This is a genomic window from Rhizobium sp. IBUN (assembly GCF_000510625.1).
Classification (GTDB): domain Bacteria; phylum Pseudomonadota; class Alphaproteobacteria; order Rhizobiales; family Rhizobiaceae; genus Rhizobium; species Rhizobium altiplani.
Window position 1 is genome coordinate 32,751 of the sequence record NZ_AZNV01000018.1, and the last position, 17,089, is coordinate 49,839.

General features: G+C 60.5%; 12 protein-coding genes. 2 read left to right on the top strand and 10 right to left on the bottom strand.

Annotation, left to right across the window (positions count from 1 at the left end; genetic code table 11):
* Positions 1-73 precede the first annotated feature (73 nt).
* From RHIBUN_RS0117405 to RHIBUN_RS0117435, 7 genes are all read right to left on the bottom strand, one after another.
* Positions 74-790, bottom strand: coding sequence for a Bax inhibitor-1/YccA family protein (locus RHIBUN_RS0117405; protein WP_025660499.1), 717 nt, complete (start codon positions 788-790; stop codon positions 74-76).
* Positions 791-813: 23 nt separating this feature from the next.
* Complete coding sequence (locus tag RHIBUN_RS0117410; RefSeq protein WP_025660500.1) at positions 814-1,581, bottom strand: anti-sigma factor; 768 nt, start codon at positions 1,579-1,581, stop codon at positions 814-816.
* Positions 1,568-2,107 (bottom strand): sigma-70 family RNA polymerase sigma factor, encoded by a 540-nt coding sequence (locus RHIBUN_RS0117415; protein WP_025660501.1) that lies wholly within the window; start codon positions 2,105-2,107, stop codon positions 1,568-1,570. Before RHIBUN_RS0117415 ends, RHIBUN_RS0117410 begins: the two co-directional genes overlap by 14 nt.
* Positions 2,108-2,243: 136 nt before the next feature.
* Positions 2,244-2,639 carry a Cu(I)-responsive transcriptional regulator gene (cueR, locus tag RHIBUN_RS0117420; protein ID WP_025660502.1) on the bottom strand — a complete coding sequence of 132 codons (396 nt, stop codon included), beginning with the start codon at positions 2,637-2,639 and terminating at the stop codon, positions 2,244-2,246.
* Between the two features lie 9 nt (positions 2,640-2,648).
* Complete coding sequence (locus RHIBUN_RS0117425) at positions 2,649-5,156, bottom strand: heavy metal translocating P-type ATPase (RefSeq protein ID WP_025660503.1); 2,508 nt, start codon at positions 5,154-5,156, stop codon at positions 2,649-2,651.
* Between the two features lie 446 nt (positions 5,157-5,602).
* Positions 5,603-5,995, bottom strand: coding sequence for a hypothetical protein (locus RHIBUN_RS0117430; protein ID WP_025660504.1), 393 nt, complete (start codon positions 5,993-5,995; stop codon positions 5,603-5,605).
* 470 nt (positions 5,996-6,465) lie between these two features.
* The gene (locus tag RHIBUN_RS0117435; protein WP_025660505.1) at positions 6,466-6,747 is read right to left on the bottom strand and encodes a hypothetical protein; all 282 of its coding nucleotides are present in this window, start codon (positions 6,745-6,747) and stop codon (positions 6,466-6,468) included.
* Between the two features lie 264 nt (positions 6,748-7,011).
* Between RHIBUN_RS0117435 and RHIBUN_RS0117440 the strand changes: the two genes are divergently transcribed.
* On the top strand, positions 7,012-7,362 hold the full coding sequence (locus tag RHIBUN_RS0117440) for a VanZ family protein (RefSeq protein ID WP_025660506.1): 351 nt from the start codon (positions 7,012-7,014) through the stop codon (positions 7,360-7,362).
* 109 nt (positions 7,363-7,471) lie between these two features.
* On the opposite strand, the gene pbpC is transcribed toward RHIBUN_RS0117440, so the two are convergent.
* Both pbpC and RHIBUN_RS0117450 read right to left on the bottom strand, forming a co-directional pair.
* Complete coding sequence (gene pbpC, locus RHIBUN_RS0117445; RefSeq protein ID WP_025660507.1) at positions 7,472-9,553, bottom strand: penicillin-binding protein 1C; 2,082 nt, start codon at positions 9,551-9,553, stop codon at positions 7,472-7,474.
* The gene (locus RHIBUN_RS0117450) at positions 9,550-15,027 is read right to left on the bottom strand and encodes an alpha-2-macroglobulin family protein (RefSeq protein ID WP_025660508.1); all 5,478 of its coding nucleotides are present in this window, start codon (positions 15,025-15,027) and stop codon (positions 9,550-9,552) included. Before RHIBUN_RS0117450 ends, pbpC begins: the two co-directional genes overlap by 4 nt.
* Positions 15,028-15,373: 346 nt before the next feature.
* On the opposite strand from RHIBUN_RS0117450, the gene RHIBUN_RS0117455 reads away from it, so the two are divergent.
* A complete protein-coding gene (locus RHIBUN_RS0117455; protein ID WP_025660509.1) occupies positions 15,374-15,778 on the top strand; it encodes a response regulator in 405 nt (134 codons plus the stop codon).
* A 63-nt stretch (positions 15,779-15,841) separates the two neighbouring features.
* On the opposite strand, the gene uxuA is transcribed toward RHIBUN_RS0117455, so the two are convergent.
* On the bottom strand, positions 15,842-17,029 hold the full coding sequence (uxuA, locus tag RHIBUN_RS0117460) for a mannonate dehydratase (protein ID WP_025660510.1): 1,188 nt from the start codon (positions 17,027-17,029) through the stop codon (positions 15,842-15,844).
* Positions 17,030-17,089: the final 60 nt, after the last annotated feature.

The window sequence follows — 17,089 nt, forward strand, 5'->3', positions numbered from 1 at the left end:
CCGATCCGCGCATCCTGTCACAGAGTGCGAACCGGGTGCCTAGCGCTTCCATTGCCCCCAGAAGCGCTTAGCCCTATTCCCGCTCGCCCGTGAAATTGAGCAGCAGCTGGAAGATGTTGACGAAGTTCAGGTAAAGCGACAGCGCGCCGAAGACGGCAAGCTTCTGGTTCGATTCCTGATCATAATTCTCGGAATACTGTTCCTTGATGTTCTGCGTGTCGTAGGCGGTCAGGCCGACGAAGACGAGGATACCGATCACCGAGATGGCGAACTGCAGGGCGCTCGAGCCAAGGAAGATGTTGACGATGCTCGCGATGACGACGCCGATCAGGCCCATCATCAGGAACGAGCCGAAGCGTGAGAGATCCTGCTTGGTCACATAGCCGTAAAGGCTGGTCGCGCCGAACATGGTCGCGGCGATGAAGAAGGTGCGTGCGATGCTCGTGCCTGTAAACACAAGGAAGACAGATGCGAGCGACAGGCCCATGACTGCGCAGAAGGCCCAGAAGGTCATCTGGGCCGCACTGGCCGACATCGTCTGAAGCTTGAACGAGAAGAAGAAGACGAAGGCAAGCGGCGCAAACATCACGACCCACTTCAGCGGGGACTGGAAGATCGGCACGTAGAGCGCCGGTGTGCTGCCGACGATGAATGCGACGATGCCCGTGATGACGAGGCCGAGGCCCATGTAGTTGTAGACGCGCAGCATATGCCGGCGCAGGCCCTCGTCGAACAGCGCCTGAGAGCCGGCGGCCGAGCCGTAGCCAAAACGCGGATTGGTGGGGTTCATGCTGATCTCCTCGGTTGAACGAACTAGTAGAGGGTGCGGGCAAGCCGATCGGCTTCCGCATCGAGATTTATGTCGCGATCGCCGGTCACCAGCGCATAAGCCACTTCGCCGATCTGCCAGTAGGCTGCTTCGGCCTTGTCGAGGGCGACATGCTTTACGGACTGCACGGCAAATGCACCCGGCCGGACGGCAAAAAGCGAGATCTGCTTGTCCTCAGGCGTCTTGATCGCCATTTCGACGCTCGGACCGAATTCGGACGGGAAGATCTGTACGTCGGAGATCTTCCAGTTCTCGGGCAACTGCGGCATGACGATCGCAGTTGCTGCGCGAATGTCCTCGGCCTTGTAGCTCGCGACGGGCTGAGACGGCACGGACTGGCGAAGCAGCGCCGTCTGATAGGCGCGCACCGCATCTTCGACATAGGCAGGCGCTGGCACAGAGGCGGCTACTTCGGTCGCAGTAAACGCGCCGAAGGAAGTGTGCGCGACCCAGCCCGCGGCGATGAGAACGGCGACAGCCGCAATCCGCTGCATCGAATGGAAGATCCGACCATAGGTGAGGCCGCGCTCCAGGCGTCGAGCAGCATCGCGCGTTTCCGGGCGGCCGAAGGCGTTTTCGCTGGCAAGCGCAAGGCGCAATTCGCCCCTCATGCTGAGGTCAGCCATGACCTTGGCGGCAATCGCCGGGTTCTCTGACAGGAAGGATTCCACCTGAATGCGGCGCGCCACATCGAGTTCGCCGTCGACATAAGCATCGAGATCAGCGTCGACGATAGGATCAATTGCCTTCATTGCCGTTCCCTCCGATTAGTCTCAGGTGTACTGCGCGCGGTGTCTTCTCCTCGAATTCGCGAAGCTTGGCGCGCGCGCGCGATATGCGCGACATCAATGTGCCGATCGGTATGCCGAGGGCCGCTGCCGCCTCCTGGTAAGAAAGGTCCTCGATCGCAACGAGGTGCAGTGCCTCTCGCTGCTCTTCCGGGAGATGGAAGAACGCGTCCCGCACCTGCTGGAGGCGAACGGCGTGTTCCTGGCCGGCCTGCAAAGACTGTTCGGTCTCCAGCGCTGCCTCGTCGTGCCGGCGTGCCAGGGAGCGGTCCTGGCGGATGCGGTCGATATGAGCATTGTGCATGATCGACAGCAGCCACGTACGCAGGTTGCCGCCACGACGGAAACTCTGCTTTTTCTCATAGGCGCGCATCAGCGCGTCGTGAACGAGGTCTTCCGCATCATCCGAATTGCGCACGAGCGAGCGCGCGTAGCGCCGAAGCGCGGCAAGCTGGCTTATGACATCGAATGGGCGTTCTTTCCGTTCCATGACTGAGTATACGGATGCGAGTGAAGAGTTATTCCAGCCGCCGCCAAAAAATTCTGGTTTTCCGCGGATCGGTAGGAAGCCGGAGGGCTGACGTCGCGATGACGCTGAGGCAAAGACATGAAGGAGCTGCGGGACCTTATTCAGGCCGAGCGTCCGACAGCTCCTCAAGGATGGGGCAATCAGGCCGGTCATTGCCGTGGCATGCGTGGACCAGATGCTCCAATGTCCGGCGCAGTTCGGTAAGTTCCCTGATCTTCCGATCGATCTCCGTCAGCTTCGCCTGCGTCAGTTCCTTTACATCCGAACTCGCCCGGCTCTTGTCTTCGTAGAGTGCCAGCAACTGGCGACATTCCTCGACGGAAAAGCCGAGGCCGCGCGACCTTTGAAGGAAGCGCAGCTTGTGAACATCGGCCTCGACATAGTCGCGATAGCCATTTCCGCCCCGGTCGGGGCGGATCAGGCCAATGTCCTCGTAATAGCGGATCGTCTTCGGAGCCAGTCCGGAGTGTTCCGATGCTTGCCCAATGTTCATGGCAATCTCCTATAGTTTGGCGAGCCGCAGTCTAAGCGCGTTGGTGATGACCGAAACGGACGACAGGCTCATGGCGGCCGCGGCAATCATCGGCGACAGCAGCAATCCAAACACCGGATAGAGCACGCCAGCGGCGAGCGGCACGCCGAGTGCGTTATAACCGAAGGCAAAGCCGAGGTTCTGGCGGATGTTGCGCATGGTGGCCATGGCAAGGCGTCTGGCGCGCACGATCCCCGTCAGATCGCCCTTGACCAGGGTCAGGCCGGCGCTCTCCATGGCAACATCGGCACCGGTGCCCATCGCGATACCCACATCGGCTGCCGCGAGCGCAGGTGCATCGTTGACGCCATCGCCTGCCATTGCGACCACGGCACCCTTGCCGCGCAATTCGTCGACCAGAGCCTTCTTGCCTTCGGGCAGGATATCGGCACGAACCTCGTCGATGCCGAGGCTCTTTCCAACGGCGCGCGCAGTACGCTCGTTGTCGCCGGTGGCCATGATGATTTTCAGGCCGTGCTCGTGCAACGCCTTTATCGCAGCCGCCGTGGTTGGCTTGATCCTGTCGGCAACGGCCACGAAACCGGCGAGACCTTGATCGATGGCGACGAACATTACCGTCTTACCCTCGTCGCGCAGTAACCGAACCTGCTCGGCGAACGGCGTGATGTCCATATCGAGATCATCCATCATTGCGGCGTTGCCGAGCGCAACGACTATCCCGCCGGTCCTGCCCACGACACCCTTGCCCGTTCGTGCTTCAAAGTCGGTGACATCGCTGAGCTCAATGCCACGCTCCTCGGCACCCGATACGATCGCCTCGGCCAGCGGATGTTCGGATCCACGCTCCAGGCTGGCGGCCAGCTGCAGCAGGCGAACCTCTCCTATGCCGCCAAGCGCGACGACATCCGTAAGCCTCGGCTTTCCTTCTGTCAGCGTGCCCGTCTTGTCGACGATCAGAGTGTCGACGCGCGCGAAGCGCTCAAGCGCTTCTGCATCCTTGATGAGAACGCCTTCCTGAGCGCCGCGCCCGGTCGCGATCATGATCGACATGGGGGTCGCAAGACCGAGTGCACATGGGCAAGCGATAATGAGCACGGCAACGGCGGCGAGCAGCGCATGCGCCATGCGCGGTTCGGGGCCAACAAGGCTCCAGACAACGAAGGCAGCGACAGCCGCGGCAACGACGGCGGGCACGAAGACTGCAGAAACGCGGTCAACCGCGCCCTGGATCGGGGCGCGCGAACGCTGTGCCTTTGCGACCAGGTCGACGATGCGCGACAGGGTCGTGTCGGCGCCAACTTTTTCTGCGAACATCACCAGGGTGCCATTCTTGTTGATGGTACCGCCGGTAACCGCGTCGCCTTTCTGTTTTTCGACCGGGATGGGTTCTCCGGTTATCATCGACTCGTCGACCGTCGACTGCCCTTCACTGACGGATCCGTCGATCGGGATGCGCTCGCCCGGGCGCACTCGAAGATGATCGCCAACCCTGATATCATCGACCGGTACGTCGGTTTCAGAACCGTCTTCGTTGATGCGGCGCGCGGTCTTCGGCGCAAGATCAAGCAATGCACGGATGGCCGAACCGGTTTTCTCGCGGGCCTTCAGTTCCAGAACCTGGCCCACAAACACCAGAGCGACAATAACGGCGGCGGCCTCGAAATAGACAGGAACCGTCTCGCCATGGCCGCGGAAAGTGTGGGGGAAAATGCCGGGCAGGATCGCCGCCACGACACTATAAAGATACGCCGTCCCGACACCGAGGCCGATCAGGGTCCACATGTTCGGGCTGCGGTTGACAAGCGAAGCCCAGGCGCGGCGGAAGAAGGGCAGGGCGGCCCAAAGGACGACAGGTGTCGCAAGAACGAGTTCGATCCACGTCGCCTGCGGCTCTCCAATCCAGTCACGCAGCGGCAGGCCGATCATCGGCCCCATGCTGATTGCAAGCAGCGGGATCGAGAGCAGACCGCTCACCCAGAGCCGGCGGGTGAAATCCACGAGTTCCGGGTTGGGACCTTCATCGACGGGTGGAATTCCCATCGGTTCCAGGGCCATGCCGCATTTCGGGCAGTCGCCCGGATGATCGCTGACGACCTCTGGGTGCATTGGGCAGGTATAGAGCGTTCCTTTCGGCATCGGCTTTGCGGCGGGGCGGTTTCCGTCGCGGTAGGCGGCTGGATCGGCTTCGAACTTCGTTTTGCAGCCGGCCGAGCAGAAATAGAACCTTTCGCCCTCGTGCTTCAGGAAATGCCGGGCGTTCGCCCGATTGACGGTCATGCCGCAGACCGGATCCTTGGCTGTCAGGTAGTCTTGCGGCGCAGCCTCGAATTTTCGCCGGCAGCCCTCCGAGCAGAAATGATAGTCGTGCCCGTCATATCGGAGCGAGGGCTTGCCTGCCGCGGGATCGACCGTCATGCCGCACACAGGATCGCGTACAACGTCGTCGGTAGTGGCCGCGACGTGCTCATGCTCATGACCATGATGCGCGTGATTGTGATTGTCGTGCGTTCGATCCATACCATTCTCCCTTGCCCTGATGCGGCATTGGACAACCTTATGAACCTTCCAGCAACTGGAAGGTCAAGGGAAAAGTTGGCCAGAGACGAATGAGGATAGAAATAGCGCATTCGGACCTGCGGCCGCACGTCGACGTGCTTCTGACACGCCTGTCGTCAGGTTGCCCGGGCGAGACGGAAAACATGGTGCGGGTAACAGGCGTCTCAAGGCAAAGACAGCGGTTGCGAAAATTGAGGCTGCGGCCGGGGCCCCCCTGATCATCGACTCAAGAAACGGCGTCGTGAAACAAAAAGGCCTGCCGCGAGGCAGGCCTTCCATGAGATAATGGCCGATATTGAAATATGACTCGTAACAAATTCCGCATCCTGCGAGATATAACACCACACCCGGCTAAGGGTCGCACCTCAGGAAAAAGCAGTATCGAGGCCCGTCATTTGGTCAGGAGGTCAGTTCTTGCGAGGCTGCTCCTGATCGTCCGCTGGGCCCTCATCAGCCTGAAGAATTAGCAGGGTTCCGAGCGCTCTGGCTGACTCTCGTGGCAGGGCGTAGTGCAGCCATCCATAGCGAGGATCGCGAATGTGCAGAAGCGGTTCTCCAAGCAATGCGTCGGGCTCTGTGTACCAGCGTGGATCAAGCACGGCGTCGACCATTTGCCCACCTTCCCAGGTCTCGTCGTGAGGCGGCGGCATCTCCGCCCTGATCTGGCCGGCGCCTTCAATGAGCTTTGATACGGCCTCGGTGTCAAGCACGAAAGCGACGGGTGGATCTGTCGGAAACGTAATCATTAACGTCTTGAACTCGTCGTCGAGCTCCCACTGAGGTTCTTTGCTGTTGTTCATGTTCACGTCCCTGTTGATCGCACTGCGGGATGCAGACTTGGCTTGCCGACGACGCAAACAAGGAAAAGCCGACGAAGAGTGATGGGGTATCCAAGACAACCGATCGTTCTGGTATGATCCAATAGTGTCGCAACTTCCCTTTGATGGCACGTACTCCGTTGGATGTAGCCATAGGCAAGTACATTCCGTGGCCCTGCGCGCTCGTATCGCCACGCTCTGCGCCAACCAGCATCGGCCGGTCAAAGCTGATGGGTCGCATCTCTAGGCTGGCGCACTGATACCAAAGGGTCCGAGTGGGAAGAGACTTCGTAGGTCGTATGTTTCGGGCTTTATTTTACGACTGTTTCATTACTTACGAAAACGGCAGCTTCCTTCGCGCGATCTGACGATCCATCGACGTTTCTGTCGATTGGTTCACCGACTTCATCTCGTGCTCGTCTGCATTTCTGCTTGCAACTGCCGCAGCGCGCTCAGTCGCCTCTGAAGGGTCTCAACATGCCAAAATCTGCGTTGATTTGAGGACTTGCCGCGGTTTGGCCCGCATTGGCGCGTTTCTTGTTCGCGAATGATGCCGCTCTTTTTGATGCTGTCCGCACGCGATCAATGCCCCTGAGAATGGCCAACATATGCTTTGCTTCCTCGGCCTCCATCGCGGACAGTGGGATGCCGTCCAGGCGCGCTGGCTCGTGCGTCGCCCGATCGATGATAGACCAGCCTGCGTCTTCAGTGCGGAGACTATATTCCTCGGCCATCGACAATCCCCATTTGTAGACACCTGCAATTCTGAACGTGTTGGGTTGAGTGCGCTACTTCCCAAATTGGCCGATTTTATCGCTCAAAAGTTGTACATTCAGATGTAGTAATATTGCAACAAAGAGCACGTCTCCCTGTGGTCCAGCCATGCTCGAAGTCGGAATACCCAATCCAGTTGTCAAAAACACCTGGTGCAATGAAATGCGTGATTTAGCCGACCATCCCGACTGGATACAGCCGGAGCACTTCGCTATCCTGAGTACATGCTTTTCGACCGACTCCTGAAGATCGCCGCTTGGTTGTCGCTTGCCGCCATCCTGTTCGTGACTGTTTCGCCGATAGGTCTGCGACCGCACGATGTCATGTCCGTGCGCGATGACCGAGCGCTTGCCTTCACGACAATGGCTTTCCTGTTCGTCGTAGCCTATCCCCGCCGTTTTTGGGTTTGCGCTGTCCTGGTCATATTCGGAGCGGCCGCAATAGAGTTCCTTCAGTATCTTTCACCAACCCGGCATGCGCGTCTTGAGGACGCTGCTGTAAAGGCTGTCGGTGCAGCGATTGGTGTGGGCCTGGGGTTTGCGGCAAACTGGGTCCTCCGGCCGCGCGCGGACTAGTCTCACGAATCGCGATGGTCACCAGATTGTCGGCGAACCACGCTGGAGCCGGTCAATGCGCTCTGGATCCGGCATCCCTAGAGAAAATATGACTGATCGCTGCAGACGATCAATCGATGAAGACGCCGACGCTTGCGGCCCGGCCCATGGCGTCAATCACCGTGAGCTTTGAGTAGCCGCCGCCGTCCGGCATCCACTGATTGGTGCGGCGCCGGGAAATATCGGGCAATGGCTTGCCGTTGGCCAGCCAGCGATAAGGAGGCCTCCCACCTTGTAGCTTCAGCATCAACGGTGAGAGATCGCCGCTCTTCGCCCCAAGGTCGACATGTGCGCCCTCCGGCGGATAGACGATCTGTGGCGCCGGTTCACGGCCCGTGGTCGCCAAAAGGCCGCTTGGATTGATTGCAAAGCGACGCTGGCTGATCGGCAGTTCGGCCTGGGCGATCCGTATTGCTCCCAAGGGCGGGCGCGGGAGGGGCGTCGTCGCGATCCCTGACTTTGCGAAACCTTCAAAGAGGATCGGCGCGGCAGTGCCGTAACCGGTCAATCCCGGGACAGCGCTGTTGTCGGGGCGCCCGACCCAGACGCCGAGCACGTAGCGCCCGTCGTAACCGACGGACCAGGCATCGCGATAGCCGTAGCTGGTGCCGGTCTTGTAGGCGATCCCGCGTTTCGGAGCGCCGGCTGGTGGAATGACGCCCGATAGGATGTCGGCGATATTCCAGACGGCCACCGGATCAAGCATTCCCTCGCCATCGATCTTGCCGGGGCGGTCGTTGACGCCATCGCCGATGCGGACAGGCTGGCCGCGATTGGCAAGCGCCGTGTAAAGCTGGACCAGATCCTTCAACGTGATGCCAAGGCCGCCGAGCCCGATTGCCAGCCCGGGCGTTTCGTTCGGCGGCAGGAGGGGACGCACCTCAGCACGGCGAAAGCGGATCAGCAGCTTGACCGGGTTGACGGCATCGAGCAGCTTCACCGCCGGGACGTTCAGCGACAACTGCAGCGCCTCGCGCACCGTGACGTCGCCCTGATAGCTCATATCGAAATTCCGCGGCCGGTAGCCGAAGAAATCGGCGGGGCGGTCCTCGATGATCGTCTCCTGGCTGACAAGGCCTTCTTCGAATGCGAGGCCATAGATGAATGGCTTCAGCGTCGAGCCTGGCGAACGGTTGGCGCGCGCCATGTCGATCCAGCCCGAACGGCTGGCATCGAAATAGTCGGCCGAGCCGACCTCGCCGACAATGTCGCCCGTTTGTGCATCGGCCATGACCATGGCAATTGAGAGCTTCGGACCCAGTTTCAAGGCGGAGGCACGGGCAACGGCCTCCAATCCTGCCTGCACCTGCTTCTTCAGGGTCGTCTCGTATTGCCTTGCTTTCGGATCCTTGCGTCGTGCTGCTTCGGCAACATGGGCTGCAAGGGCCGGAAGCTGCATGCGTTGAGACGGCACCGGGACGATTTCGGCACGCGCCGCTTCACCCTCGCCGACAGCCTCGGCGACAGCGACACGCTCGAGCACCCGTTTGCGCGCCACCTCGGCTGTTGCGAGGTTGCGGTCCGGCCGACGCTTTTCAGGCAGCTGTGGCAGCGCGACGAGGAGAGCGGCTTCCGCGACCGTCAGCCGCCGCGGCTCCTTGCCGAAATAGGCGAGGCTCGCGGCCCGCACACCCTCGAGATTGCCGCCATAGGGTGCATGCGTCAGATAGAGATCGAGGATCTGCGCCTTGGATAGCCGCCGCTCGATCTGGATGGCGCGTGCCATCTGCAGGAGCTTCGCCGACAGCGAGCGGCCTTGGCGTGGCTCGATCAGCCGGGCGACCTGCATCGACAGCGTCGATGCACCGGAGACGATGCGACCATTGGTAAGGAGCTGCAGGGCGGCACGTGCTATTGCCTGAAGATCGACACCGGCATGGCTGTAAAAACGCCGGTCCTCGTAGGCGACCAGCATTTTGAGGAATTGTGGATCGACATCGGCGGCTGTGGTTTTCAGACGCCAGAGGCCTTCAGGCGTTGCAAAGGCACGCAGCAACTGACCATCCGCATCGACCACTTCCGCAGAGACCGTTTCCGCCTTGTCGAGCGGCGGCGGATAGGCCCGGTCGGCGATGTCAAGCAAGACCAACCCGGTGCCGGCAAGGATGATCCCGGCAGCGCTTCCGATCGCGAGCTTCCTTGCAAGTCTCATTTCGACGCTGCGGTAACCTCCATCTTGCCAGTCGCGGTGCGTGCGGAGAGCTGCGGCCGATACATGTCCTCGACGACGGCGGCCGGATGATCGTAGATGCCGGGTGTCACGGCGCGCACGACATAGGCGACATTGATTTCGCGATTGTCGTCCGCCGACCGATTGAACGCGGCCACGAAGCGGTCATTGCGGAATTCGGTGTGGGCCGCCGTCACCTCGCCGATCCAGTCGAAGTTCGTCAGTTGGGCGCTGTCGACCAGGTTCGGATTGTCGATCTGGAAGCCGGCCGGAAGCAGGTCCGTCACGACGATCCGCGACGGCCAGTTGTTGCTTTCCGTGACGTGCAGCACGACGACATAGCGCTCGTTCTGCTTGGCTTCGGTCACATTCGCCTGCTCGCCATCCATCGTGTAGTAGGTGCGCTCGATGGCAAAGCCGTCACCGCCCGCGGGCGGCGGTACGACAGGGGCAGCAATTGTCGTCACCACCGCCGAGACAGGCTCGCCGGTCCGGTTGGTGAGCGTGAGCGCATTGCCCATCAAGGCATCCCCGGTCATCTTCGCCATGTAGGCGCCATTGTGCAGCGCGCCGTTGACGTCGATCTTGATAGAGTCATCACCGCCCTGAATTGCGCGCGCGGCAAGCAGCATCCAGGCTTGTTCCTGGGTGCTCGTGTATTTGCTGCGGTTCCATTCCTTGGCGACCGCTTTGGCCAATTCCGGAACCACCGGCGGGACCGGACGGCTTTCTGCGGCAAGAGCAAGGATTGCGGCACCATCGCGCAGGATCGAGCCATAGTCCGTTCTTGAAAGATTGACGCGCGTCACCATGGACTGTTCCGACATCTGCAATGCGTCGACGAAGATGTTTTTCGATCGCGTCGCATCGCCATAAAGCGCCAGTGCTGCCGCGATATGAGCCTTGGCGAGCGGCGTCGGAAAGTCGTTGATCATCGTATCGGCATAATAGCGAAGGTCGCTGATCGCGGCCTTCTTGTTGCGGGCGAGAACGTAGAGCGCATAGGCAATCTGGTCGCCCTGATCCTTGACATTGACGTCATAGCTCAGCGCGTTCTGAAGGTTCTCCAGAGCTTGCGCGAATGCACGATCCGGGACGTTGTATTTCTGCTCGCGTGCGCGGGTCAGGAAATCGGTGACATAGGAATCGAGCCAGAGGTCGCCGCTGTCAGGTCCCCAAAGGCCGAAGCTTCCGGCGGACGCCTGATAGGAAAGCACGCGGTAGATTGCGTCCTGAACGCGCTTCTTGACGTCGGCGTCATCCTCCAGACCGGCCTCATGCGCAAGCTCGCTCAGATAGAGCAGCGGCAGAGCGCGGCTGGTNGTCTGCTCGGCGCAGCCGAATGGGTAACGGTCGAGCGACATCAGCAGAGCCGGAATGTCGAAGGCGGCCGAACGCGTGACGCTGACGCTGACGGAGGCGCCTTGTAGAACGCTGTCTGCCAGCAATGCCTTGTCGACGGTCAGCCTGGTTGCCGGATTGAGCGCCAGGACGCGGCGTTCGGTCATCGGGAGAACTGCTGGTCGAACAGGGACGTCAACCGTCTGATCCAGCGACAGACCGGCCGCGTCAGCGAGATTGATCGAAACGCTGCCATGGCCCGGTTGCGTGCCGGTAACAGCGAGCGTCACGGCTGATCTGGCGCCGGCCTCGAGATGAACAGTCTGTGACGCCTTGCCAATGCGCACGGCATCGTTGCCGGCAACGGTCAGCTTGAAGTCGCCCGCCGGCGCGTCCGTATTGGCGATATCGAGCCGAAGCTCGGAGGTATCTCCGGGGGCGAGGAAGCCCGGCAGGCTCGCCGTCACCACCACAGGGTCACGAATGATGACGTCCTTCGTCGCATGGCCAAGGCCGGCTTTCGACCAGGCGACTGCCATCACGCGGGCAGTGCCGTTAAACTGGGGAATGTCGAAGCTGACATTCGCCTTGCCTTGGGCATCCAGCTTCACCGGACCAGAGAAGAAGGCAACCAGCTTTTGCGTGGGCGGGCTTCCCTGAAGTGCCACAGCGCCTCCGTCGCCGCCGGTTCTCAGCTTGCCGGTCGCGCCGAGCGAACCGTCGATAAGCCGTCCGTAAAGGTCTCGAATTTCGAGGCCGAGCTGGCGCTGTCCGAAATACCAGTTTTCTGGGTTTGGTGGCTCGTAGCGGGTCAGATTGAGAATGCCGACATCAACAGCCGCAACCGTCACATAGGCGTCCTCGTTGGCGCCCGCGCCGGCAACGGCAAGGGTGATCGGCAGCGGTGCGCGCGGCAACATCTTCTCCGGCGCATCGATCGCTACCTGCAATGCTCGCTCCGCCGGATCGACCTTCAGCCATTTCACGCCGATCGCGCGCATCGGCATGTGGCTGTCCTGAGCGTCGCCGGGGCGGAACAATGTCGCGGTGACATAGGCGCCAGCCCCCCAATTTGAAGTGACAGGAATATCGACTTCGCCACCGTTCTCGCCAATGGATGCGTTCTGGATGGCCACGAGGGTTTCCGTACCGGCCGCGATCATCAATTCGCCTGCGTAGCGCGATGAGACCTTCAGCTTCGCCGTCTCGCCGATCCTGTAGCTCTCCTTGTCGAGCGCGATCTCAAGCCCGTCAGGCGTCTCCGTCGACGTTGCCTGGACGAACCATCCCGCATCGAATTCCACGCTCGAAGCAGGGCCGTCGGTCTGCGTGCTTTCGACCTCGAGGCGGTAGCGCCCCCAGGCGACGGGAGACGATATCTTCGCTCCGTCCTGGGACGCATCGAGATTGCCGTTGGCGACCTGCTCGGCGGTATAGATCGGCTCGTATTTCCAGGCGGTACCGTCGCGATACCATTGATAATCGCGGTTCAGCTTGTAGAGTTTCCAGCGCAGGCCGCTCATCGCCTGCTTCACCCCGTCTTCATCAACGCCGATAACGGTGAAGTTGGCGATCGAATTCTCGCCAAGGTCGCCGGAGAATTCCGGCTTGATGCCGATCATCGGGCTTTGATTCTTGACTGGGAGCACGAGCGAACGCTCGATGGCGCGGCCTCCGGCTTCCTGCATGCGGATATAGACCGTGGCGTTCAGAAGCTGCGTCGTCGCCGGCAGATCGCCGACAGTCAGGTCGGTGATACCTTGGCCATCTTCGTCGAGGTCGGGCAGGCCTTCTATGGTCTGGCGCGTCTCTTCGCTGGCTTCCTCGTCGGCAAGGCCAAAGAAGTAGCCGGGGAAGGCGGCCGCCTCGCGGGTCGGCTTGATCACGACATCGCCTTCGAGCGACAGCCCTGCCGCAGGTGCGCCGTAGAGATACTTGCCTGATATATTGATCGTCGCTGACGTCTCCGGACCGATAACCTTCGCCTCGGTCTTGATCTCCATGTCGGTGCGATCCGGCACGAAGTCATCGACCAGGAAGGTTTTTGTCGCGATCGGCGAGCCTTTTGGGTCGGTGTGAATGTTCATCGTCCAGGTGCCGCGCATGGCATTTTCCTGAACGGGGAGGTCGATCGCATAGCCGCCGACATTGCTGGTCTGGCTGACGACGCGGCGGTCCTCGACACCATCGGGGCGCAGAAAGATGAAGGTCAGCGGCAGGTTCTCGATTGCCTTGCCATCGGTATCGCGGGCAAGGGCGGCAGCGTGCACCGTTTCCCCGGCCCGGTAGATGCCGCGCTCCGTCCAGCTCAAGACATCGATGGCGCCGGGAGAAGCACGCCCGGTGACGCCACGATCGGAGAGATCAAAGCCCGCGCGCGTCATGTCGAGGAAGACATAGTCGGCGCCCCCTTTCCTGGCGGTGATGACAGCGGGTGTCAGGGCAGCCGTCGCACGCATCAGACCGGCGGTGAATGTCGCCCGACCGTTCTCATCGGTCGTTGCAGTGCCGAGTACTTCATTGTTCTTCGCCAGAAGCTGGAGCTCAACGCCAGCGATCGGCTTTGCCGAGGCGAGCGAGCGGGTAAAGACGTTGAGGCCATCGGTACCCGCGTATGTCGTGATGCCGATATCGGAAACCACGAACCATTGCGTCGCCTGGGCATTCCAATCCTGATCCGGGGCGTTCGGCGCCGTTGCCGTCAGAACATAGACGCCAGGCTTGCGCTCGGGGAGCGCCTCATCCACCGGGAAGCTGGTGACGACATCCTTGTTGAGGTCGTTGGTCATCTCGATCGAGCCTTGCCAGACCAGTTCGCCGTTCTCGTCTTCGATGCGCTGTGCGCTGTATCCGTCGAGCTGGGTCAGGAATTGCGAGCTCGTCAAAAGCGGAGCGATGCCGCGATCGCCGATACGATAGAGCTTCAGATTGGCGGAAGGCATGTTGACGGAAACGATCGGTATCCCGCGACGTGCCGTCGACGGCAGGACGAAGCTGTCGCCAGTGAAGCGTACGCTGGCTGTGCGGTCCTTGACGTAGATATCGAGGCTGACCGGAGCCTCAAGCACCTCGTCGACCGAAGAGGGCAGGCCGGTACGGAACGTGATCTTGTAATTTTCGCCGTGGGTCAGCCCCTCGATGCAGACCTGCTTGTCCTTGGTCTCGAGCGCCTTGGGGGCTGCACCGTTCAGCGTCACGAAGGGCGTATAGTCCTGCGTCTTGACCAGGGTTTCGGAGAATGTCGCGCAGATACGGGGATTTGCACTATCGGCATCGACAGTATGCTCGGTGATGCGAAATCCTTGCGTCGATTTCAGCTGCAGGAAGGCCGCCTGGACCTCCTTCGAGTTCACCAGCGCCAGGCTTGCCTTGTAGGCATTGAGTGCGGCGCGATAGTTGGTGTTCTTGTCGAGCGCGGCGGCAAGCACGGAGAGCGCCTCGGCACGGGCCGAGGCTGTTCGTGTCAATTCATAGCCATTGACCGCGTCGAGCACAGCCTGTCCGTAGATCTCGCTGCCATCGTTGTCGTCGGTCTTGGTAAAGCTGTCACCGGCGCGCGCCGTTTCCAGCCAAAGATCGGCATTGTCGGGGGAAAGTGCGAGCGCGCTTCGGAAGGATTTCACGGCATCAATGACATTGCCTGCTGTCAGGTCGAGACGGCCGTTGGCGATCAGGCCGTCGCCGCTCTGGCCCTGCTGGTCGTCTGCCACTTCGAGATTGGCCTTGTTATCGCGCGCCTGCTGGATCACATCTCCGGAGAGAAAGCCGAGCCGGGGGGCGGCCCCGATATCCGGCTCCGGCTTTGCGGCGGCAGTCTCGACGATCTTGCCGGCGATAGCGCCCGGGAAGGCGTTCATCGTCTTGAAGTCCGACTTCAGGAAGCACCACTTCACCTTCGGATTATAGGTGAAGGCCTTGCAGGACTTGTCGCCGATGCAGGATGTCTTGCATTGATCCAGCGTAAGGTTCTGTTCGGTCCGCAGATCGAAGCCGAAGTAATCGGCGTCCTGGATTGTCTGGATTTCACGTTTTGCGTCGGCCGCAAATGCTGGAAGGCTTGGCGTGATTGAGGCGAGAGCAACTGCGGCTATGGCGAAAAACGCGCGTACAGACATAGGTCCCCCCAAGGTGACTGGCGCTGGTCCAGAGTGCACTCTCCGCACTCCACAACCCATTGTCAACTTGGCCGGAGCGTTGTTTCGGAATGAACCAACAGTGGGCGAGGACAGTTGGGGGCGCTGCTATACATGGTTGCCATCCGAGTGGCCCATGAATTCCCAATCGGCCACTTCTGCTCGCTCCTCACATTTGTCGTTAACGGTTTGTTACCGTTAACAGCGATCTATTGGCGAGCGAATTCGCCTCCGCGCGGAACATATTGTCCTCAATGCCGTTATCCGCTCGCCAACATGCTGTTGAGCGTAATCAGTGTTGCAAAATAAGCAGAAACAAGGGGCAATCATGGACAGCGATGTCGAAGCACAACGGCGGACAGGTGGCGCCATCTGTGAAAGCGTCTTGATCGTTGAAGATGACTATCTCGTCGCGCTGGATCTTGAAACAACAGTCAGGGAAATGGGGCTCGATGTCGTCGGTGTCGCAACCGACAGAAGGCAGGCTTTCTCACTAGCCGCACAGGCCGACATCGCCTTTGTCGACGTCAACTTGGCTGACGGCGCGACTGGCCCAGAGATTGGTCAACGGCTCGTCGATGAATTTGGCGTAACGGTCGTCTTCATGACCAGCAACCCCGCGGCGGTCGTTGGCCGTGTTCACGGAGCACTGGGTGTGGTCAGCAAGCCGGCAACGCCATCGATCGTGCAGAACTCTCTGCGTCATGCGCTCGATGCGCGCCGCAGTGCGTGAGGACGCTGTAAGTCTGAAAATCCGCGATATCCGCCAGCTATCCGTGTCGCCATGCGGCCTGAGCTATATCGTCTGAACGTCCAACTCATCCACCGCTGCAATCACGCCTCGGAGCTCCGCCAGGCCCTTCAGCCGGCCGATGCAGGAATAGCCTGGATTGACCTTCTTGGTCTGGTCGTCGATCAGAAGATGGCCATGGTCGGGGCGCATCGGAATAACGCTGTCTGCCCTTCCGGACGCGGCCCGGCGGCGCTCCTCCCGACGTAGCACCGAGATCAGCAAGACCATGTTGACGTCACCGCCGAGGTGCTCGGACTCGATGAATGAGCCGTCCGCTTCCTTGCTGACATTTCGCAGGTGAGCGAAATGAATGCGCTCGGCAAAGCGGCTTGCCATGCCGACGACGTCGTTGCCGTGGCGCGAGCCATAAGAACCGGCACAAAGGGTTATCCCGTTGGCAGTGTGATTGACCGCTGCAAGGATGGTCTCGATGTCTTCCGACTTGGATACGACACGCGGCAATCCGAACAGCGAGAAGGGCGGGTCGTCCGGGTGAATTGCAAGACGTACATTGTTCTCGACGGCTACCGGCACGACCTCTTTTAGAAACTCGACGAGATTGCTGCGCATGTCGTCGTCCGAGAGTTCGTCGAATGCCGCAATATGCCCCCGGATGGTTTCCCGCGTGTGGCTGTCCTCGCCGCCGGGAAGGCCGGCAATAATGTTCCTTTCAAGGGTTTCCACGTCTTCCGAGCTCAGCCCCGCCAATCGCACCCGTGCCGCTTCAACGAGCGGAGCGTTGTAGCTCTCTTCGGCCGCAGTACGCTTCAAGACAAAGACGTCGTAGGCGATGAAATCGATCATGTCGAAGCGAAGCGCCAAACCGCCTGCTGGCGTCGGGTAGAGCAGGTTGGTGCGCGTCCAGTCCACGACAGGCATGAAATTGTAGCAGACCACAGGTACGCCACCTTTGCCGAGATTGGCCAGGCTCTGCTTCCACGCATCGACATAACGACGCCAGTTTGCGTTTCGCAGTTTGATCGCCGAATTGACCGGGATGGACTCGCAGACCGACCAGACCATGCCGGCATTTCTTACCAGGGCCATGCGTTCGGCAACGTCGTCCGGCGTCCAGACCCGGCCGTCATAGATATGGTGAAGCGCGGTTACGATGCCGTGCGCGCCGGCCTGACGAGCATGGGACAAAGTGACAGGATCCTGCGGTCCGAACCAGCGCCAGCTTTCCAGCATGACAACGCCTCCCTAAAATGTTGGACAATTAAGCTCGTTTTTTCTGCCTATCGCAAGAAG